The 19,861-nt window shown below is 68.3% G+C and carries 22 protein-coding genes; 8 read left to right on the forward strand and 14 right to left on the reverse strand.

The window, feature by feature from the left end; translation table 11 throughout:
• Positions 1-88: 88 nt before the first annotated feature.
• On the forward strand, positions 89-541 hold the full coding sequence (locus tag LXM88_RS33305) for a hypothetical protein (RefSeq protein WP_262543711.1): 453 nt from the start codon (positions 89-91) through the stop codon (positions 539-541).
• 102 nt (positions 542-643) lie between these two features.
• A complete protein-coding gene (locus LXM88_RS33310) occupies positions 644-2,662 on the forward strand; it encodes an LssY C-terminal domain-containing protein (RefSeq protein ID WP_262543712.1) in 2,019 nt (672 codons plus the stop codon).
• Between the two features lie 24 nt (positions 2,663-2,686).
• On the opposite strand, the gene LXM88_RS33315 is transcribed toward LXM88_RS33310, so the two are convergent.
• The 3 genes from LXM88_RS33315 to LXM88_RS33325 all read right to left on the reverse strand — a co-directional run bounded on the left by LXM88_RS33315 (position 2,687) and on the right by LXM88_RS33325 (position 4,271).
• Positions 2,687-3,016, reverse strand: coding sequence for a helix-turn-helix domain-containing transcriptional regulator (locus LXM88_RS33315; protein WP_059653802.1), 330 nt, complete (start codon positions 3,014-3,016; stop codon positions 2,687-2,689).
• Positions 3,013-3,345 carry a type II toxin-antitoxin system RelE/ParE family toxin gene (locus LXM88_RS33320; RefSeq protein WP_262547054.1) on the reverse strand — a complete coding sequence of 111 codons (333 nt, stop codon included), beginning with the start codon at positions 3,343-3,345 and terminating at the stop codon, positions 3,013-3,015. Before LXM88_RS33320 ends, LXM88_RS33315 begins: the two co-directional genes overlap by 4 nt.
• Positions 3,346-3,716: 371 nt before the next feature.
• Positions 3,717-4,271 carry an arsenate reductase/protein-tyrosine-phosphatase family protein gene (locus LXM88_RS33325; protein ID WP_262543714.1) on the reverse strand — a complete coding sequence of 185 codons (555 nt, stop codon included), beginning with the start codon at positions 4,269-4,271 and terminating at the stop codon, positions 3,717-3,719.
• Positions 4,272-4,599: 328 nt separating this feature from the next.
• Between LXM88_RS33325 and LXM88_RS33330 the strand changes: the two genes are divergently transcribed.
• Positions 4,600-5,109: a GNAT family N-acetyltransferase gene (locus tag LXM88_RS33330; protein WP_262543715.1), complete on the forward strand. Its 510-nt coding sequence runs from the start codon at positions 4,600-4,602 to the stop codon at positions 5,107-5,109.
• Positions 5,110-5,125: 16 nt separating this feature from the next.
• Here LXM88_RS33330 and LXM88_RS33335 read toward each other — a convergent pair whose 3' ends face one another.
• Both LXM88_RS33335 and LXM88_RS33340 read right to left on the reverse strand, forming a co-directional pair.
• Entirely contained in the window at positions 5,126-6,079 is a 954-nt protein-coding gene (locus LXM88_RS33335) for a leucyl aminopeptidase (protein ID WP_262543716.1), read from the reverse strand.
• A gap of 58 nt (positions 6,080-6,137) precedes the next feature.
• Positions 6,138-6,260, reverse strand: a complete 123-nt coding sequence (locus LXM88_RS33340) for a hypothetical protein (RefSeq protein ID WP_006766865.1) — start codon at positions 6,258-6,260, stop codon at positions 6,138-6,140.
• A gap of 478 nt (positions 6,261-6,738) precedes the next feature.
• Here LXM88_RS33340 and LXM88_RS33345 point away from each other — a divergent pair, with 478 nt between their 5' ends.
• Entirely contained in the window at positions 6,739-7,989 is a 1,251-nt protein-coding gene (locus tag LXM88_RS33345) for a YbfB/YjiJ family MFS transporter (RefSeq protein WP_262543719.1), read from the forward strand.
• A gap of 10 nt (positions 7,990-7,999) precedes the next feature.
• On the opposite strand, the gene hpaC is transcribed toward LXM88_RS33345, so the two are convergent.
• Entirely contained in the window at positions 8,000-8,563 is a 564-nt protein-coding gene (gene hpaC, locus LXM88_RS33350; RefSeq protein ID WP_262543721.1) for a 4-hydroxyphenylacetate 3-monooxygenase, reductase component, read from the reverse strand.
• A 351-nt stretch (positions 8,564-8,914) separates the two neighbouring features.
• On the opposite strand from hpaC, the gene LXM88_RS33355 reads away from it, so the two are divergent.
• Complete coding sequence (locus LXM88_RS33355) at positions 8,915-9,547, forward strand: response regulator transcription factor (protein ID WP_044845365.1); 633 nt, start codon at positions 8,915-8,917, stop codon at positions 9,545-9,547.
• Positions 9,548-9,635: 88 nt separating this feature from the next.
• On the opposite strand, the gene LXM88_RS33360 is transcribed toward LXM88_RS33355, so the two are convergent.
• The 5 genes from LXM88_RS33360 to LXM88_RS33380 form a co-directional block, all read right to left on the reverse strand.
• Positions 9,636-10,379 carry an SDR family NAD(P)-dependent oxidoreductase gene (locus tag LXM88_RS33360; RefSeq protein ID WP_262543722.1) on the reverse strand — a complete coding sequence of 248 codons (744 nt, stop codon included), beginning with the start codon at positions 10,377-10,379 and terminating at the stop codon, positions 9,636-9,638.
• Between the two features lie 59 nt (positions 10,380-10,438).
• A complete protein-coding gene (locus LXM88_RS33365; RefSeq protein WP_262543723.1) occupies positions 10,439-11,563 on the reverse strand; it encodes an amidase in 1,125 nt (374 codons plus the stop codon).
• 34 nt (positions 11,564-11,597) lie between these two features.
• Positions 11,598-12,119 (reverse strand): nuclear transport factor 2 family protein, encoded by a 522-nt coding sequence (locus LXM88_RS33370; protein ID WP_262543724.1) that lies wholly within the window; start codon positions 12,117-12,119, stop codon positions 11,598-11,600.
• Positions 12,120-12,127: 8 nt separating this feature from the next.
• Positions 12,128-12,505 (reverse strand): hypothetical protein, encoded by a 378-nt coding sequence (locus tag LXM88_RS33375; protein WP_011660268.1) that lies wholly within the window; start codon positions 12,503-12,505, stop codon positions 12,128-12,130.
• Positions 12,506-12,609: 104 nt separating this feature from the next.
• The gene (locus tag LXM88_RS33380) at positions 12,610-13,803 is read right to left on the reverse strand and encodes an acyl-CoA dehydrogenase family protein (RefSeq protein ID WP_262543727.1); all 1,194 of its coding nucleotides are present in this window, start codon (positions 13,801-13,803) and stop codon (positions 12,610-12,612) included.
• A 172-nt stretch (positions 13,804-13,975) separates the two neighbouring features.
• On the opposite strand from LXM88_RS33380, the gene LXM88_RS33385 reads away from it, so the two are divergent.
• Positions 13,976-15,529 (forward strand): PAS domain-containing sensor histidine kinase, encoded by a 1,554-nt coding sequence (locus LXM88_RS33385; RefSeq protein WP_262543728.1) that lies wholly within the window; start codon positions 13,976-13,978, stop codon positions 15,527-15,529.
• A 149-nt stretch (positions 15,530-15,678) separates the two neighbouring features.
• Here the strand turns inward: LXM88_RS33385 and LXM88_RS33390 are convergent, their stop codons facing one another.
• The 3 genes from LXM88_RS33390 to LXM88_RS33400 form a co-directional block, all read right to left on the reverse strand.
• Complete coding sequence (locus LXM88_RS33390; RefSeq protein WP_262543730.1) at positions 15,679-16,065, reverse strand: tautomerase family protein; 387 nt, start codon at positions 16,063-16,065, stop codon at positions 15,679-15,681.
• A 65-nt stretch (positions 16,066-16,130) separates the two neighbouring features.
• A complete protein-coding gene (locus LXM88_RS33395) occupies positions 16,131-16,634 on the reverse strand; it encodes an aromatic-ring-hydroxylating dioxygenase subunit beta (RefSeq protein ID WP_262547056.1) in 504 nt (167 codons plus the stop codon).
• On the reverse strand, positions 16,631-17,914 hold the full coding sequence (locus LXM88_RS33400) for an aromatic ring-hydroxylating oxygenase subunit alpha (protein ID WP_262543732.1): 1,284 nt from the start codon (positions 17,912-17,914) through the stop codon (positions 16,631-16,633). Before LXM88_RS33400 ends, LXM88_RS33395 begins: the two co-directional genes overlap by 4 nt.
• A 139-nt stretch (positions 17,915-18,053) precedes the next feature.
• Here LXM88_RS33400 and LXM88_RS33405 point away from each other — a divergent pair, with 139 nt between their 5' ends.
• Positions 18,054-18,974, forward strand: coding sequence for a LysR family transcriptional regulator (locus LXM88_RS33405; RefSeq protein WP_262543733.1), 921 nt, complete (start codon positions 18,054-18,056; stop codon positions 18,972-18,974).
• Between the two features lie 125 nt (positions 18,975-19,099).
• The gene (locus LXM88_RS33410; protein WP_262543735.1) at positions 19,100-19,858 is read left to right on the forward strand and encodes a hypothetical protein; all 759 of its coding nucleotides are present in this window, start codon (positions 19,100-19,102) and stop codon (positions 19,856-19,858) included.
• The last annotated feature ends 3 nt before the right edge of the window (positions 19,859-19,861 follow it).

The following is a 19,861-nucleotide window of genomic DNA, read 5'->3' on the forward strand; positions in this document are numbered from 1 at the left end:
ACGGTGTCACGCGAACCGCCCCGCGAACCGGCCTGATTCGGGACTAAACTGGTGCCCGATGCCACCGCGCCGACCGAGGAGCCCCGCGATGATTGACCTTGCCGATATCCTGCCGTCCGCATTGCCCGCCGCCGTCGCCTGGGCCGAAGCGGAGGCGGCGCGCGGAATCGCACAGGGTGCGCCGCTGACGCCGGCGCAGGCCGACGACGCGCGCAAGGTGGGCGTCGCGCAGCCGGAGCGGATCCGCGTCGTGATCGCCGACCGCATGCCGTTTCCCGAAACACCGTCGCTGGCCGCGATCGCCCGCGACACGGGGCTGCTGTCGCCGGGGACGATCGGGCTCACGCTCGACCATGCGGTGTTCGTGCTGCGCGGCCAGGACACGCGGCGCCTGCTGACCCATGAATTCCGTCACGTGCATCAGTACGAGGCCGCCGGGTCGATCGGCGCGTTTCTCGCGCGCTATCTGCGCGAGATCGCGACGGTCGGGTACCACGACGCGCCGCTCGAGGCGGATGCGCGGCAGTACGAGTTCGATTGACCGCTGACGCCGGCGCGACCGCGCGCACCTCGCGATGAACGTTTCCCACGCCACTGCCGGCCCGGTGTTCGCACACCGGGCCGCACCGCTTTGGAGTGAGCGATGAGCGACACGATCCACGCGTGGATCGGCACGATCGGCGCGCATCCGGTGCTCGTGCTGGCGATCGTGTTCGTGACCGCCTGCGCCGAGGCGATCGCGCTGGTCGGCACGGTCGTGCCGGCCGGTGCCGTGATGTTCGCGGCCGGCGCGCTGATCGGCGCGGGCGCGCTCGACGGGTGGACGACGATCGGCGTCGCGGCCGTCGGCGCCGTGGTCGGCGACGGGATCAGCTACGAACTCGGGCGTCACTATCGCGGGGTGATCCGCAACGCGTGGACGCGCTTCGGTTACGCGGCCGCTTACTCGCGCGGCGAGGAGTTCGTGCTGCGCCATGGCATGAAGAGCATCGTGCTTGCGCGCTTCCTCGCGCCGGTGCGCGCGGTCGTGCCGGTCGTCGTCGGCTGCGCGACGCTGCCGCGCCGGTCGTTCTATCCGGTCAACGTAATATCGGCACTCGTGTGGGCGCCCGTGCACATCGCGCCGGGCATCCTGTTCGGTGCGTCGGCCGCGCTGGCCGCGGCGATCAGCGTACGGGTCGCCGCGATCCTGATGGTCGTCGCCGCGCTGGTCGCGCTGGTGTGGATCGGCGTGCGCGTCGCGCTGCGGCGCGGCTGGCCGCTGCTGCGCCGCGCGCTGGTCGAAGTCGTGCACGCCTGCGCGCGCCGCTGGCCGCGGTTCGGCGCGCGGCTGCACGACACGATCGCGCGCGTGCGCCGCCTGCCGGGCGCGGTGCCCGTGCTCGCGCTGCTGTTCGTGGGCTGCGTGTGGCTGTTCGCGGGCCTCGTGCAGGATGTCGTCGCGAACGATCCGCTGATGCACGCCGACATCGCGCTGTACGCGTTCCTGCAGAACCTGCACACACCGCCCGTCGATGCCGCGATGAGCGCGCTCGCGGTGCTGCACGGGCACGATACGGGGCTGATCGTCGCGGCCGCGTTTCTCGTCTGGCTGTTGATTCATCGCTGCTGGCTGACGGCCGCGTGGTGGCTCGCGACGGTCGGCGTCGCCATCGTGCTCGTGCCGGCGTTCGGCGCGGGCGTGCCCGGCGCGACGCCCGCGAGCCTGCCGCCGGGCGCACTGCATGTGCCGCTGCCCGACGCCGAAGCAGCGTTCGCGATTCTCGCGAGCAGCGGCCTCGGCTGGGTGGTGACGCGCGACCGGCCCGCGCTGTGGCGCATCCCGGTCGTGACGGCGGTCGTGCTGTGGGTCGTGCTCGGCGGCTTCGCACGGCTGTACGTCGGCGACACCTGGCTGTCGGGTTTGCTCGGCGGCTGGAGCCTCGGGCTGGCGTGGTTCGCCGTGCTCGCCGGCGCCTATGCTTACTGGCGCGTGCGCGAGCATGTGCAGCCGAGGGGCGCGCTCGTCGCGGTGGTCGTGGTGCTCGCGACGGCCGGTGTATGGACGGTTCCCGCGCAATGGCAGCTCGACCGCGCGTCGCGCCCGCATGTCGGCGACGTGGTCGCAATGACGGTCGACCAGTGGATGCGCGGCGGGTGGCAGCGCGTGCCGACGCGGCGCACCGAGATCGGCGGCGATCGCGAGGAATATCTGCCGCTGCAATGGAGCGCGACGTCGGACACGCTCGATCGCCATCTCGCACAGGCCGGCTGGCAGCGCGCGACGCCGTGGTCGCCGGCCACCGCGCTGCGCTGGCTGTTGCCGCAGGCGCCGGCCGACACGCTGCCGGTGCTGCCGCGCTACACGCACGGCGAGAGCACGCGTCGCGTGTTCGTCCGCGTCGATCCGGGCCACCCGGAAAGCCGCCTCGTGCTGCGGTTGTGGCGTTATCCGTACGTGTTGCAGGACGCGCTCGGCACAAGGCCGCTGTGGTACGGCGCGCTGTATCGCGAGACGCTGCACCGGCCGGCGCGGCTGATGACGATCGTGCGGACGACGACGATCGACGATGCGGCGGCGATCGCGCAGGCGCTGGCGGTCGAGCCGACGATCGCGCATCCGCCGGCGGGGATGACTGCCGTGCCGGCCGGGATGCTGCTCGTGTGGATGGTCCGGCCGTGAGCGGGCAGGCGGGCGGTGTGCCGCTTACGCGTGCGCAGGCTGCGCGGGGACGACGGACAGGCGCAGGCCGACGGTCTTGAGTACCGCGAGCAGGGTTTTCAATGTCGGGTTGCCGTTGGGCGACAGCGTGCGATACAGCGATTCGCGGCTGATGCCGGCTTCGGCCGCGACGGCGCCGAGCCCGCCGTACGCTTCCGCGACCGTGCGCAGCGCGAGCAGGCCGGCCGCGCGGTTGTCGGGATCGTCGAGCGATTCCATTGCGACGCGCAGATAGGCCACCGCGAGTTCGCGATCGGCGCCGAGTTCGGCGACCTCCGCGTCGTGGTGCGATACCGCGCCTTTGAGCTTGATCATATTTGCCTCCGTTTCCAGTTCGACCAGTGTTCCTTTGCGCGCCTGATGTCGTCGGGTTGACTGCCCTTGTCGCCGCCGGACAGCAGCAGCACCAGTGCACCGCCGTGCCGGCCGAAGTACACGCGATAGCCGGCACCGACGTGGATGCGCAGTTCGATCACGCCTTCGCCGACAGGCACGCAATCGCCGAAGTTGCCCGTCTGCACGCGGCGCAGGCGTTCGCGAATCCGTGCCTGTGCGAGCTTGTCGCGCACGGCGTTCAGCCATTCGGTGAAAGGCTCGCGACCGTCGTCGCGCTGATAGCGAAGCAGTTCGAACTTGGATAGTATTGTAACTTATAAGCTACAAAAAGGGTGAGGGAAACGGGGCGGCCATGCGGCCTGCCACAGGCGGTGTGAGCGGGGTGCAATACACGCGGTGCCGGTCGTCGGATCGAGACGGCATGCAACGCAACGGCGCCGCGGCCGGAGCGCATGCGGCGCCTGCATGGTTCGGGGTTTCAGGCAGCGAAGCCGGCTTCCCGGACGACGATCATTCTTTCATCCGGTGCGTGCGGCGGCGATTCGGCCGAATGGCCGGTGTCGATGGCGCGATGACGAGGCACGCGCCGTGGGCGGGGTGTCGGGCGGAATGAGGGGGAACTGCAAACCTGCCGGCGTCGGCGCGTTGCGCGCCTGTCATGCCGGCAGGTCTTGCCGCATTACTGCTTCGCTGCCTCGGCAGTCGCGACCTTGTCGAGCGCGGCCGGGATGTACGTGTCGAGCTGCGCGGTCACCGATTCGTAGAAGTCGATCGGCTTGCCCCACGCGTCGGGCACGTCGACGTGCTTGCCGGACGCATATTCGGCGAGCGTGAACACCTTGCCGGCCGCCGACGGATAGAGCGCGAGCACCTTCTCCTTGTGCTTGTCGGTCATCGTCAGGATCACGTCGGAATGCTTGACGTCGTTCGCGTTCAGTTGCACCGAGCGGTGCGCGGACGTGTCGATGCCGCGCCGCTTCATCAGGATCACGCCGTTTTCCTCGGGCTTTTCGTCGTACGGATCCTCGTCGACCGCGCGCGAAATCACCGCGACATGCGCGTGGCGCTGGGCGATCAACTGGCCCGCGATCGCTTCGGCCATCACGCTGCGCCCGGTGTTGCCGGTGTCGACGAACGCGACCTTCTTCGGTTCGTCGGCGAATGCCGGCGTCGCGCACTGGATGCCGATGCAACAGAGCAGCGCAAGCGCGTTGAGGGTGTGGCTTGTTTTCATTGATGTCTCCGCCATGGTGGGGTGATGTCGCCCCGGCGGCGCGCCGGGGCTCGCGGGAGATCATGACGGGAGCGTGCGGCGGAAAAAAATAAACGACCGGTTTTCGCAAGTCGATGTCGCTTCGTTGCAAGCGGGCACGGTGGCGGCGCATGCGTCGTGCGGCGACGCGGCGGCGAGCGCCTGTCGGGTTTCCCGCAGGCGTTCGAGCGCCGGTACGGCGTGCCGTCGGGTGCGTATCGCAGCGGCGTGCTGCGGGACGGCGACCATCGAGGAATCGCGGTACGATCGATTGCTTGCCCGCCGACAATGACTTCACGAGAGAACCCGCATGATCACGCTTCGCCCGATGACCGAGGACGATTTTCCGCGCTTCTGGCCGACCTACCGCGCCATCGTCGCCGCTCAGGAAACCTATGCATTCGATCCCGCGCCGACGCCCGAAGCGGCTCGCGCACTGTGGCTCGATGCGCCGCTTTGCACGTGGATCGCCGAAGAGGACGGTGTGGTGCTCGGTTCTTACTACCTGAAGGCGAACGCGGCCGGGCCCGGCAATCACGTGTGCAACTGCGGTTACATGGTGAGCGACGCCGCGCGCGGCCGCGGCGTCGCACGCCTGATGTGCGAGCACTCGCAGCAGGTCGCGCGCGAGCGCGGTTTCCTCGCGATGCAGTTCAATTCCGTGGTCGCGACGAACGAGGTCGCGGTCGCGCTGTGGCAGAAGCTGGGATTCGAGATCGTCGGCCGCCTGCCGCGCGCGTACCGTCACGCGCGGCTCGGGTTCGTCGATTGCCTCGTGATGTTCAAGTGGCTCGGCGACGCGGCGGCCGCCGAAGCCTGAGCACGTCGCCGCTCCGTCAGACGGCGAACGCGCCGTCGAACACGATCCGCTCGTCGAGCGCGAGCGTGCCGCGCGCGAAGATCAGGTCGAGGTGGTGGCTGCCGTTTTCGCCGCCGCCGAGCCCGAGATGCAGGCCCGGATGACGCTCCTCGAATCCCGCATTGCGGCCGTACAGCCCGCGGATCCCGAGGTTCGTGCCGATGCCGAATTCCTCGATCCGCCGGTGATTCGCGTGCCGGTCGAGATAGGTCGCGAAATCGCGCCGGAAGCCCGCGTCGTCGGTGTCGAAATCGACGATCGTGCTGTTCTCGACCCGCAGCGTCGCGAGCCGCTCGGCCACCTTGTACTTGATCGCGAACGGCACGGTGCCGAGAAACGTGCCGCTGAACACGACCGTGCCGTTCAGGTCGGTGACGTGCGTCGCGATCTCGCCGGGCACGACATCGAGATTGCCCATGCCATCCACGCTCGTCCATTTCTGGTCCGGCGCGAGCGAGCCCGTCAGCGTGTTGCCGGCTTCGTCGATGAAGCGGATCTGCGACGCATGTGCGGCCGCATCGATCAGCCGGCCGTTGCGTGCGGCGATGTCGTCGAGCGATTCGGCGAATGCTTCGTCGAGATGCGGGCCGTAATCCTTGAACAGTACCGACTTGCTCCAGTGCTCGACGATCGCGGGGCGGATCGCGGCGAGGAACGGCGGCCCGCTCGGCGACGGCGTCGGCAGGCACGACGAGTCGTACAGCAGCACGAACAGGTCGGCGCGATCGAGCGCGGCTGCGATGTCGGCGGGCGGGGTGGTTTCGAGGCAGAGGGTAGTCGCGTCGAGCGAGGCGGGCAGGGCAGCAAACGCGCGCAACGCGATGTCGCGGTTGCGGGTGTCATGGCCGACCAGAAGTTTTCCCGACTCGCCGCGCGCAAGCTTGTCGCGCAGCGCGGGGTGAAAACCGAGTGCGCGGTGCAGGTTCAGCATGCGTGTCTCCGGAAGCGGCGGAAGGGCCGCGGCCCTTCCGCGAGAACGGGTGGCCCGCTCAGACCGGCCAGAGCGCGGTGCCGAACGGCACCACGGCGTCCTCGACCATCATGTCGACGGCCTCGGGGTGCGTGTCTTCCTGCATCCAGTCAAGCAATTCGATCTGCTGGGTGTCCTGCATGTCAATTCTCCTGTGGTGAACATGAGTGATTCAACATGAAAGCGCGGCTAAAAGAATGCCGCTCCTCATCCGGAATTTTGTGAATACCGGGCGAGTGGCGTCGATAATAGTCTGACGAATTTACGAATGCAATGCGTTGCAAGGTTTTTAGCCGAAGCATGCTAAACATGGGGGATTTCGGCAGGCGATGCGGGAAAAGGCAGATAAATCGAATAACGGGACCGACCTGATTTTCCAATTATCGGGATCGCGGCCGGCTAAATGATTTCCGCAATTTTATTAAATCGGAAATGCAATGGCGCCGATCATTTCGAATCGCGTCATTCATGAACGACGATCGCGCACGGTAACCGCGCGCCTGGCCTGGCGCGGCGGTGCCCCCGGTTTTCTGGCACCATCTGACGACCTTGCGCGACGGCCGCGGCCGCGCGCGCCGCTGTCCCGGCGGCACGACTCGAACAAAGTTGGAGACAACCTGATGCCCACAGCGCTGCAACCGGAGCGTGCCGGCCCATCGCGGCCGGACGCCGGCGCAACCGACCCCGACCGCATGGCCGCGTGGCGGCTCGCGATCGGCCTGTCGCTCGGCAGTGCGATCGCGCTCGGCCTCGCGCGCTTTTCGTACGCGCTGCTGCTGCCGCCGATGAAGGCCGATCTCGGCTGGACGTTCGCGCAGGCCGGTGCGCTGAACACGGCGAATGCCGCGGGCTACCTGATCGGCGCGCTCGCGTTTCCGTTGCTGTCGCGGCGCCGGCGCGCGGGCACGCTGCTCGCGGCCGGCTGCGCACTGACCGCGTTGCTGATGGCCGCGTGCGGGTTCACGTCTGACATGCACGTGCTGCTCGTGCAGCGGCTCGCGACCGGCGTCGGCAGCGCGCTGATCTTCATCAGCGGCGGCGTGCTGGCTGCGCGGCTCGCGTCGGCATCGCCGCGCGATGCGGGGCTGCTGCTCGGTCTCTATTACGGCGGCACGGGGTGGGGCATCGTCGCGTCGTCGCTGCTCGTACCGGCCACGCTGATGCATGGCACGCACGGCTGGCAGCCCGCATGGTTTGCGCTCGCGTTCGCGTGCGTGCTGTTCTCGGCGGTGGCCGTGTCGGCTGCGCGTCGAATCGAGCGCGCGCATGCGGCACCAGCCGCACCGCGTGACGGCGCAGCGTCGGCTGTCACCGCGAGCCCCGCTCGCTTCGCGCTCGCGCTTGCCGGCTATGGCATGTTCGGTGTCGGCTATATCGGTTACATGACGTTCATCGTCGCGCTGCTGCGCGGTGCGGGGATGAGCGGCACGGTGGTCGCCGCGTTCTACGTGATGCTCGGCGTCGCGACCGTCGTGTCGGCGCGGCTGTGGTCGCGGCTGCTCGACCGGATGCGCGGCGGCCAGGCGCTGGCCGTGCTCAACGTGCTGCTCGGCATCGCGACGCTGATGCCCGCGATGTTCGTGCATCCGGCTGCCGCGTTCGCGTCGGGCGTGCTGTTCGGCGCGACGTTCCTGTCGGCCGTTGCATCGACGACCGCGTTCGTGCGGCACAACCTGCCACCCGATGGCTGGGCGAAAGGGATCAGCGCGTTCACGACGGTCTTCGCGTTCGGTCAGATTGCCGGGCCGGTCGCGATCGGCTGGGTGTCGGACAGCGCGGGGCTCGCGCGCGGGCTCGTGTATTCGGCGCTGACGCTGTTCGCGGGCGCCGCGCTCGCGGCCGGGCAACGGGCGCTGCGGCCGTCCGCGTAGTCAGCGACGGTCACCGCACGCACGCCGTGCGCGACACACGATGGAACGCGCGGCTGAAGTAGATGAGGCTGTCGCCGTCGTCGCGCACGCGGATCGACGTCGCCTCGATGAACATCACCGAATGCGAGCCGACTTCCTTCATCTCGGCGATCGTGCCCTGCAGGCTCGCGAGCGCGTCGCGCAGCACGGGCACGTCCTGCTCGCCGCGATCCCACACGGGCAGCTCGAAGCGCCGCTCCATCGGCAGGTCGGTGAGCCCCGCGAAATGCCGCGCGAGCAGTTCGTGCTCGGCCGGCAGCACGTTGATGCAGACATGGCGGTTGCGCTCGAAGGTCGCGTGCATCGCGCTCGACCGGTTCAGGCACACGAGCAGCGTCGGCGGCGCGTCGGTGACGGAGCACACGGCGCTCGCGGTGATCCCGCAGCGGCCGTGCGGCCCGGCGGTGGTGATCACGTTGACGGCCGCGCCGAGGTGGGCCATCGCTTGCCGGAACGCCTTCTGCGCGTCGGTCGGTTCGACGCGTGCGGGTTGCGCGCTGGCGGGCGGGGAGATCGTGGAGGATGTGGCGGACATGGACGCTCCTGGGTCGACGAATGCGGCGATCGTACGCGCTGCCGGTGCAGCGGGCGAACGCCGACGATGACCCTAGCGTACGTCGCGAAAATGCGGCCGACCATTCGCACGATTGACGGTGGAGATGGCGTTCTCGCCAACGCGTCTAAAGGTTCTACCTAGATGCGCGACGCGCTGCGCGAAAAAAGTGCGATTGCGCGTTCGCGGCGCACGTAAAAGGGTGTTCAGCGGGTTTTCGGCTCGTTATGATGTGCCGCACGCCCCCAGCGAACGACGCTCGCGACGAGCCGGCAACCGGCCTCCTGCGCAGCGCGTGCGATACCCATACCGATATTGAGCGAGACACCCGCGATGACGTCACCCGCACCGATCGTATACATCGTCGACGACGACAGCGGCATGCGCACGTCGCTCGCGTGGTTGCTCGAATCGGTCGGCATCGCGTCCGAAGGATTCGCGAACGCCGCCGACTTTCTCGCGCGCTTCGACGTGAACCTGCCCGCGTGCCTGGTGCTCGACGTGCGGATGCCGGAGAAAAGCGGCTTCGACGTGCAGGCCGAACTGAATGCGCGCGGCGCGACGCTGCCGGTGATCTTCGTCAGCGGGCACGGCGACATCCCGATGTCGGTGCGTGCGTTGCAGAACGGCGCGATCGATTTCGTCGAGAAGCCGTACAACTCGCAGCAGATGCTCGAACGCGTGCAGCGCGCGCTGCGGCTCGCGCAGCAGCGGCATGCGGTCGGCCAGCGTCACCGCGAGCTGCGCCAGCGGCTCGATGCGCTGACCGCGCGCGAGAAGGAAGTGCTGCGCGGCGTGGTCGACGGCAAGGGCAGCAAGCAGATCGCGTCGGACCTGTCGATCAGCGTGAAGACCGTCGACGTGCATCGCGCGAGCATCAAGGAGAAGCTCGGCGCGACATCGATTGCCGCGCTCGTGCGCGACGTGATGGTCGTGTGGGGCGACGACGGGGAGTCGTCGCGCTGACAACGGTCGGTATGCACACGGCGCGGCCGCACCCGAACATGCGCCGCGCGGCACCGGTCGGCACCGCGCGATCGATGCGTACCGACGCTCAGCGCATGTACAACCCGCCGTTGATATCCCAGCACGCGCCGTTCGCGAACTGCGCGTCGCCCGACGCGAGCAGCACGGCGGCGTCCGCAACGAAGCCGGCCGACCCGAGCTTGCCGCCCGGCAGGCTCGCGAGCACCTGACGAAGCTTTTCCGGCGCGACGCTTTCATACACGATCGGCAGATCGAGCGGGCCCGGCGAGATCGCGTTGACGGTCACGCCGTGCGAAGCGAGATCGCGTGCGAACACCTTGGTCAGTGTCAGCGTGCCGCCTTTCGCGGCCGCGTAGTGCGCGCCCGTCGCCGAGCCGCCGTTCTGCCCGGCGAGCGACGCGATGTTGACGATGCGGCCCGCGCCGCGCGTCGCGAAGTACTGGCCGAACACCTGGCAGCCGAACAGCACGCTGCGCAGGTTCACGTCGATCACCTGGTCGAACTGCTCGGCCGTGATTTCCATCGCCGGCACGACCTTCGATGCGCCCGCGTTGTTGACGAGCACGTCGATCGTGCCCCAGCGTGCGACGAGCGCATCGCGTGCGGCTTCGAAATCGCGCTTCGACGTGACGTCGAGCGGCAATGCGATCGCGCGCTCGCCGCTCGGGTCGAGTTCGCGCGCATGCGCATGAATCGCGTCGGCGGCGATATCGGCCAGTGCGACGCGGTAGCCGGCCGCATGAAAGCGTTCGGCGATGACGGCGCCGAGCCCGCGCGCGGCGCCGGTGACGAGGACGACTCGGTCTGACATGGTGCGTGATTCCCTGGTTCGCGGGCGTGCGCTGGTCGAAGCGGCGCCCGCATCGTGGTTCATGCGGCAAGTGCCGCTTCGAAGTGTGCCGCGATCGCGCATACCTGTTCGTCAGCACCCTTGCGCCCGACGATCTGCAAGCCGGCCTTCAGCGGCGAACCGGCGAGCGGCAGCGGCATGCTGAGTGCCGGATGGCCGCTCAGGTTGAACGGCCGGATCAGCGACGACATCGCGATGACCGATTCGCCGTCGCGTGCCTGCTGCAGCGTGATCGGCAGCGCGGGCAGCGTCGGCAGCACCAGCACGTCGGCGTGTTCGAGGGCGGCGTCGACCTGCGCGGTGAAGCGTGCGCGTACTGCTTCGGCTTCGGCGAGTGCGGCCGGTGTCGTCGTCGCGGCCGTGCGCAGTCGCGCATCAAGGTCGGCGCCGAGTTTGGCTGTCGCGACCAGATGGCCGAACGCGCGCGACGTTTCAGCGTTGATCACCGCGAGCCCAGCGGCGAACGCGGCCGGCATCTCGTCGAGCACGATCGCGTGCGAGCGCAGGCCCGATGCGCGTACGGCCGCATCGAGCGCGGCCGCGATCGCCGGATCGGCATCGGCGGTGATGTGCGCAACCGTGCAGTCGGCAGACGATGCCGCCACACGCGCACGATCGAAGCCCGGCGCGATTGCGGCCATCACGGCGGCCAGCGTGCGGATATCGCGTGCGAATGGCCCGACGCAATCGAGCGTGGTGTCGACGGGTGCCACGCCGTGCCGCGACACGCGGCCGAACGTCGGCTTCAGCCCGACCACGCTGCAGCACGCGGCCGGCCCGCGAATCGAGCCGCCCGTGTCGGTGCCGAGCGCCGCATCGACGGTGCCGAGCCCGACGAGCGATGCGGAACCGCTCGACGAGCCGCCCGGAATGCGCGATGCGTCCTGCGGATTGACGGGCGTGCCCGTGTAGTCGTTGATGCCGGTCATGCCGAACGCGAGTTCGTGCATGTTCGCCTTGCCGGCGATCTGCCAGCCCGCGTCGAGCAGCAGGCGGACGACGTCCGCGTGTTCTGCGGCCGGCTGCGCATCGGCGAGCGCGCGGCTCGCCGCGCGGGTCGGATGGCCGGCGATGTCGATCGTGTCCTTGATCGCGATCGTCGGGCCCGGGCCGCCGAGCGTGAAGGTATCGATGAAGCCTGTCATGGTCGTCGGTGTCGTGAAGAGGCAGTGGGAGGGTTCAGGACCGTGGCGCGGCGGCGAGCGGCCACGGGCCGTCGAGTACGCGCTCGGTGCGGAAATGGCGGATCAGCCAGGTGGAACCGTCCGCAGCCGGCGCGAAATCGACGGTCAGCCGCGCGGCGATCAGCTCGGCCGTGCCGCCTGCGTAGCACGACGCCTGCAGCATGATCCAGCGGCCGCGCGCGTTCGTGTTGGCGGCGTCGACCTCGATCGATTCCGACGTCAGGAAATGCAGGTTCGCCGAGAAGTGCGGATCGGGCGGCAGATAGCGGTTCAGCATCGCGACGATCGCGGCCGTTCCTTCGACGCGGCCGAACTTGCGCGCGTACTGCGGGCCGATGCCTTCCCACACGGCGTCGGCCGTGAACAGGCCGGCGAGCGGCGGGCCGTCGCCGGCATCCTCGGGCACGTCGCACAGCGCCATATAGCGCGTGATCGTCGCGCGCACCGCGCGCTCGGCGTCGAGCGCCGCCACGCGCTGCGCGAGCGCATCGATCAGGCCGGATGACAGGTCGGTCATCGCGTGCCTCACGACGCGGGCCGCGCGGCCGGCGGCACGGTCAGCGCGCGGCCGACCCGTGCCTCGATCTTGCCGTAGCGCCACAGGTTGTATTCGCCGACAGGCGTCGTGCGATACAGGTTGCACACGGCGACCGTCGTGTCGAAATCGGCGACGTCGGCCATGATGTAGAACGTCCACGGCGCGCCGTCGGCCTGGCCGACCACGAGGCGATCGTCGTCCATCACGCCGAGCACGCGCACGCCCGGCATCGCTTCGACGGCGGCGAGCATCGCGCCATACGCCTGCCACACTTCGCCGATCTTCTCGCGCGGCAGGTCGAAGAAGTTTTGCGACACGCCGCAGCAGAACAGCACGCGCAGCGGCAGCGGATTCGAATCGGACATGTCAGGTTCTCCAGAGGAATCGGTTGCGTGCATGAGCCGGCCAGCGAGGGCGCCTCGGCATCGGCTTCATGCACTTTTAAAAAAACGGCTTCAGCCGACGCAAGTTACAGATAGCCGGGAAACGGCGTGACGCCGGTAAATACCGCGCCGGCGCCGTCGAAGTTGCCTTCGGCGAGAAACGCGTGCTGTGTGACGACCATCGCGTCGCGCAGCAGCCGCTGCAGCGGATGCGACCGGTAGATCGCGGCCGTGCCGCCGAGGCGGTACGCGCGTTCGACGACGCTCGCGCCTTCGCGCGCGATCTGCGTCGCTGCGAGCCGCAGCAGGCTGACCTGGTCGGGCGTCACCGGGTTACCCGCGAGGATCGATTGCCAGACCGTGTCGGTCGCGTCGTAGAAGAACGCGCGCGCCGAGCGCAGTTGCGCTTCGGCCTTCGCGAGCTCGATGCGGAAATACGCGCGATCGGCGAGGCGCGGCGCGCCGGTCGTCGTCTGGCGTCCACCCGACATGCGGTTCGCGACGTCGAGTGCCGCGCGCGCCAGCCCGAGATTGACGACGGCCAGCACCTGCGCCGCATACGCGACGGTCGGATAGCGGTACAGCGGCTCGTCGACGGTCGGTTCGCCGCCGCGCACGAAGGTCCATGCCTCGGGCACGAAGCGGTCGTCGACGCGCAGGTCGTGGCTGCCGGTGCCCTGCATGCCGACCACGCTCCAGTTCTCGACGATCTCGACGTCGGCGGCGCGGAACACGGCCGTGCGCGGCTTGTTCGGCGCGGCGTCCTGCGCGCCCGGCACGGCGATGCCGACGCCGAGCCAGTCGGCGCCCTTGCAGCCGCTCGCGAATTTCCACGTGCCGTTCACGCGCCAGCCGCCCGGCGCGGGCTGTGCCGGCTGCACCGGGAACAGGCCGCCCGCGAACACCTGGTCGGGGCCGCTCGCGTACAGCTCGGCCTGGGTGTCGAGCGGCAGCGCGGCGAGATAGACGTTCGCGGAGCCGAAGCTCGCGACCCAGGCGGCCGAACCGTCGGCGGTCGCGATCCGTTCGATCATGTCGAGGAACGCGGTCGGCGCGAGCGCATCGCCGCCGAAGCGGCGCGGCGTGCCCGCGCGGTAGATGCCGGCCTGCTTGAATAGCGCGATCACGTCGCGCGGCACATGCGACAGGCGATCGAATTCGTCGCGTCGCGCGGCGACGGTCTCGATCACCGCGTCGAGCGGCGACAGCTGCCCAGCGGGGGTGCCCGCCACGAGCGGCGAGGGCGGCGCGGGTTCGATGGCGAGGGCGGCTTGGGGCATGGCTGTCTCCTGGGCGGATAGGGTTCGATTGCGGGGCGGCATGCGTGCTGCGCGGCATCTCGACGCGCGGTACGACGATGCAGCCAGTCTAGAAACGCCGAAAACCCGCAGCAATTGGTGCGTAGGGCCGTGCGACTGGTGACGTTCCGTGCCGGACTAAAGAAATCTTCAGATGCGATCGGCGCGCGCCGGTGCTATGTTGGGTTTCCGGCCGCGCGACGCCGCGCGCCTTCATCCGAATCCGATCATGAGTTTTCCCGACGAAGACGATTTCCACCGGCTGCTCGACGCGCTGACCACCTGCGTGCTGCTGCACGACGCGCAGACCAAGGCGATCGTGTGGGCGAATCGCGCCGCGTGCATCGCGCTCGGCTTTTCCGTCGAGGAACTGCTGCCGCTGAAGGCGCCCGACATGACGCGCCCCGAGCCGAAGTACCGGCGCGAGATCGGCGTGAACGCGATGGATCGCGCGATCGTCGACGGGCCGCAGGTGTACGAGTGGTGCTACCGGTCGCGCACGGGCGTCGACATGCTGTCGGAGGCGATCGCCACCTACGTGCCGCTGCGCGGGCACGATGTCGTGATGGTGCAGTTCCGCGACATCAGCGCGGAAGAAGCGATCCGTCAGCAACTGCGCCGCTACGAGGCGCGGCTGCGCGAGTTCATGCAGGATCTCGACGAAGGCGTTGCGGTCGTGTCGCCGCTCGGCGGCGCGCAGTTCATCAGCGAGTCTGGGCGCCGCGTGCTCGGGCTCGGGCCCGACGAAGCGCCGGGCGAGATGCTCGACTTCTGCACCGCGGCCGATCGCGACCGGCTCGTCGCGCAGTTGCGCGATGCGCCGTCGACGTGCCCGTCGGAGCCGCAGCGCTACCGGATCGTGCGGCGCGACGGCTCGACGTGCTGGCTGCGCATCACGTGCCGGCAGGTCGAGATCGAAGGCGATCTCGACGGGCTGCTCGTGCAGTTCCGCGATGTCAGCGACGAAGTCGCGATCGAGGACGCGCGGCGCGCCGAGGCACGGATGCTCGAATACGCGGGCCGCTACAACGCGATGGGCGAGATGGCGACGGTGATCGCGCACGAACTGAGCCAGCCGCTCGCGGCCGTGCGCAACTTCATCGAGGGCGCGGTGCGGCGGCTGAACGGCAGCGGCGCCGTCGACGACGCGATCTGGGGGCTGCGCAGCGCGGATCGGCAGGCCGAACATGCGGCGCTGATCATCAAGAGCGTGCGCGAGTTCATCGTGAAGCGCGAGACGGTCGTCGCGGTTGCGGACCTGCGCGACATCCTTGCGGACGTCGCGTATTTCATCGAGTTGCGCGCGAAGGAGGCCGGCGTGACGGTCGCGATCGTTCAGGCCGACGCGCCGCTGCCGATCCGCTGCGAGCGCGTGTTGATCGGGCAGGTGATTCTCAATCTCGCGTTCAACGCGATCGAAGCGTTCGCCGGCTGCGAGCGCGTGCCGCGCACGCTGACGCTCGGCACCGCGAACGTGGCCGGGTACGCCGAGCTGCGCGCGATCGACAACGGCCCGGGCATCGCGGAAGGCGCGCATGATCGGCTGTTCGACGGGTTCTCGTCGTCGAAGGCGGGCGGCAACGGGATCGGCTTGTCGCTGTGCAAGAGCATCGTCACGCGCCACGGCGGCAGGATCGGCGCGAGCCCGGCCGACGGCGGCGGGCTCGACTGCCGCGTGACGCTGCCGCTCGCCGGTGAGCACGCGTAGCGCCTGCGACGCTTCACGGCAGCGCGGCGACGCGCGGTGTGGCGAGGCCCGGCGTACCGACGCCCGACGTATTGACGCCCGATGTATCGACGCGCGGCGTGGCAAGGCCCGGCTTATCGACGTCCGACGTAACGACGCCCGACCCATCGTCAGCGCCCCAGCGCCCGCGCGGTCTGGCCGCCGATGCCGAAGTCGGTGTTCGGAATGTCCTTGATGATCACGCGCGTCGCCTGCAGCGGCACGTCGAGCACATTCGCGCCGGCATCCGACAAGGCGGCGATCAACGCGCGTTTTTGCTCATCGGTGCGGCCGGCGATCAGGATCGCGACGATCACCGGCAGCGACGGCGGTGCACCGTCCGCGGCGCTGCGGCCGCTGAGGCCGATGTGCGGCGCGGGCAGTTCGGTGAGCAGCACTCGCACGGAATCGACCGGCGCGCCGATTGCGTCGACGGTCGCGCCGGTCAGCCTTGCGATCAGTTCGGCCTTGCACGCATCGTCATGGCCGGCCGGCAGGAAAACTTCGAGTGTGGGCATGGTCGTCCGGAAAGGTGAAGGTTGCCGGTTCACCGTTGCACTTGCAGCGGCGAACCGGCCACGGCTTACAGCAGGAAGCCGATCGCGCTGAGCGCTTCGGTCGAGTCGATCAGGCGCACGACCTTTTCGGCAATCCGCATCTCGCCTTCGACATCGACGTGCAGCTTGTGCGTGACGTCGGCCGCGAACAGCGTCGCGACGCCGCGCTTGTACGCGACGACGACCTGCGCGGATTTCAGCTTGACGGTGTCGGCGCTGCCGCTTTCCAGCGTGAAGCGCGACACGGTGCGCACCGTGCGCGCCGCGTCGGTCGCCGACGCCGAGTAACCGGACACCATCCGCTGCACGCGCTTCTCGCGCATGTCCTGGTCGTCGAACACGTAGTTCAGCGTCGCGGCGAAATCGGTCTCGTCGGGATCGATCGGCACCACGTAGTGGCCGGCCGGATCCCACAGGTCGAGCCATGCGCGATAGTCGCGGCGGTCGAGCATCTCGGCTTCGCGCCACACGAACTCGACCGCGCGGGCGAAGGTCTGCTGCGAGAAAAGGGCGTTGCGGTCGTCCATTATTGCGGCTCCATCATCTTGCGCCATTGCTGGTAGGCCTCGCGCATGCCGGTCTCGTCGGTCGCATGCGCGGTCTTTTCGCCGTTCGCGGCGGTCGTTTCGCGGTTCAGCCCGCGATTCACGAGGATCGGCACGTCGGGTCCGGCGTGCGCGCCGCGCTGCACGCGCTCCCACGCTTCCGCGTCGTCGGGGCTGCCGAAGCCGAACGGGCCCTGGAAGTGCTCGTGGATGCGCAGCCGCTCGCGGTTCGCTTCGTCGGGGCCGCCGTCCATCGCGAGCGCGACGTGGCGGATCTCGGTTTCGTTCGCGGCGATCGGCCGCAGCACGCGGAAGAACGCCATCGATAGCGCGAGGTTCGGGAACAGGTTCAGGTTGAAGCCGACCCCCATCAGCGAACGCACGATGCGGCGCACTTCGTCCGGCGCGTGACGCTCGGCGAGCTTCGCCGCGAGCGGCGCGAAGCGCTCGGGCAGCGGCGCGCCGTCGTCCTCGTCGAGATCGATCAGCTCGGGCATCAGCACCGCGAGGCTGTGGCCGTTGCCGAGCCCGCGGCAGAACGCGTCCTCGCTCGTCATGAAGCTCGTGATCGCGGCGGCCGTCTCGTCGTCGATCGACTTCATCCACGACTTGTGCACGACCGGGAAGTGATAGAGGTCGGTGGTGTTCTCGAGCTGGATCTTCCAGTTGCCCTTGAACTTGAACTTGTGCTCGCCGTTCGCCTTGATCGGGTAGCCGGCGCCCTGCTTCATGAACAGGTCGATCCACGGCTTCGCGCCGCCGAGGAAATCCTCGAGCGGTTCGATCGCGTCGTTGAAGCTCGCGAAGATCAGCCCCTGGTACACGCCGACGCGCAGCTTCACGAGCGGCAGGTCGCCTTTCTCGCACACGCCTTCGTAGCCGTCGCCGTACGGCAGCGCGCGCAGCGTGCCGTCGAGCGCGTACGACCAGCTGTGATACGGGCACGTGAAGCCCTTCGCGTTGCCCTTGTGCGATTCGCACACGGTCGCGCCGCGATGGCGGCAGCGGTTTTGCAGCACGTTGATCTCGCCGGTCCTGTCGCGCACGACGATCACCGGCTGGCGGCCGATCGTCGTCGTGATGAAGTCGCCGGGCTGCGGCAGTTCGCTCTCGTGCGCAACCCAGATCCAGGTGCGGTAGAAGATGCGGTCGAGCTCGGCTTCGAACAGCGCCGGATCGTGATACATCGCGGGCGCGATGCGGTCGGGCTGCGCGAGGCCGCGCAGCGCACGGGTGTCGATCGTCTGGTAGGGAATGTCGCTCATCGTCGTCGTGGGGAAAGAGTCGCGAAATCGGGCCGCGCCGGGCGCGGTATCGAATGCCCAGTCTCGTCTTGCGCTACATATCCGTCAAATTGATCTAAAATTGGCGAGTCAATAAATACGGCAAATGACGGAGGCTACGATGACGTCGGTCGATCATCTCGATCTGAACCTGTTGCGCGTGTTCCAGGCGATCGTCGAGGAACGCAGCCTGACGAAGGCCGGCGAGCGGCTTGCGCTGTCGCAGCCCGCCGTCAGCTATTCGCTCGGCCGGCTGCGCACGCTGTTCGACGATCCGCTGTTCGTGCGCACGCGTTCGGGCATGCAGCCGACGCCGGTTGCGCTCGAACTCGCGGGCATCGTCGGCAAGGCGCTCGACATGGTGCGCGTGGCGCTGCGCTACGCGGAGCGCTTCGATCCGGCCACCAGCACGCGCACGTTCCGGCTGTCGCTGTCGGACGCGGGCGAGATGGCGTACCTGCCGGCGATCTGCCGGGCGCTGCGCGAGCGCGCGCCGCGCGTGATGCTGAGCGTGCAGCCGATGCCGGTGGAGGAGATCGAGGAAGCGCTGCGCGCGAGCCGGCTGGATTTCGCGATCGGCAACCTGCCGGAACTGATGCCGCGCACGCGCCACCAGGTGCTGTTCGAGGAAACCTATGTGTGCATGACGGGCCGCCGGCGCGGGTTGCCGGCCGGCGCGGCGCTGAATCTCGAGCAGTTCGTGCGCGCCGCGCACGTCAACGTGAAATCGGTCGAGCACAGCCACCACGCGCTCGACGACGCATTGCGTGCGCAGGGCGTGGGCCGCAACATCGCGCTCGAAGTGCCGCACTTCGTCGCGCTGCCGAGCGTGCTGTCGGTCACGGATCTGTACGCGACGCTGCCGAAGCGGCTCGCGCAGATCCTGAACCGCAACAACGCGTTCCGGCTTTACGAGCTGCCGGTGACGCTGCCGCCCGCGCCGGTGACGATGCACTGGCACGAGCACTTCCACGACGACGAGGGCAACGCGTGGATGCGCGCGCTGCTGGCCGAGATCGTCGAGCGTTTCGACGACGCGTGACGGCCGGGGCGCGTGAGCGCGTCACAGATCGAGGTGGACTGCTAAAGTATTGGCTTCGAAGTGCTGGGCCTGACGTTGAGAGAGCAACGTTATGTCCTGCGAAGCCGATACGGAGAACAGGATTCATGGCTTCAGTGACTATTGATCTGGGTTCTGGAAAGCGCGCTACGCTCACGCGCGCGTCAGGTCCAAGCGGTACCAGCTTGTCTACCAGTCAACGCAGCGACGTGTCCGAATTGATGTTGCACTGGCCGAAATACACTGGTCTGACCGCGAACGTGCTGACATACCTTCGCCAACTTGGCCTAGACGCACTCCAAGGCACTCCGCTTGATGCGCTCAAGGCTGCCATCGAAAATGGACGCGTTGCGGTACAGATCGAACGACAGGCGGTTGGTGGTGGAGGCTCGGCTGGAGGTTCTCCCACAACTCCTCCATTCCCAAAAGCCAACAGGTTCGCCAGCGTGCCGAGAATGGCCGCGCTACCGGTAGACAAGCCCTTGCCTAGTTGGGCGACACCCAGCGATGTGTCTGCGGGCGAGCTCATGAGCCATCTGCAGAGTGTTGTTTCGGGCGGTGCAGGTGGTGCGGCCGCGATTGCGGGCGGCGCGGGCTTCGCTGATTCAACTTCGCTCAGTGAGGCGTCGCCACTCGATTTTTCGCCAGATGCCTTGGGAGACGCGATTCAAGTCGCGGGTGTCGACCGAGGCGATATGATGGCCTGCGACATCATCAAGGCTGAGTGCAAAGGTTCAGTGTTGCGCGAGTTCCCAGGGCAGTATCTGAATTCGACGCTCAACGAGATTCAAGGCGATGCGAGCGATGGCATCAAAGAGGCGCGTAAGGCGCTCAAGTTACTCAACGATAACCGTTTCAAGAAATAGGTG

The sequence above is a fragment of the Burkholderia sp. S-53 genome (assembly GCF_025560745.1).
GTDB lineage: Bacteria > Pseudomonadota > Gammaproteobacteria > Burkholderiales > Burkholderiaceae > Burkholderia > Burkholderia pyrrocinia.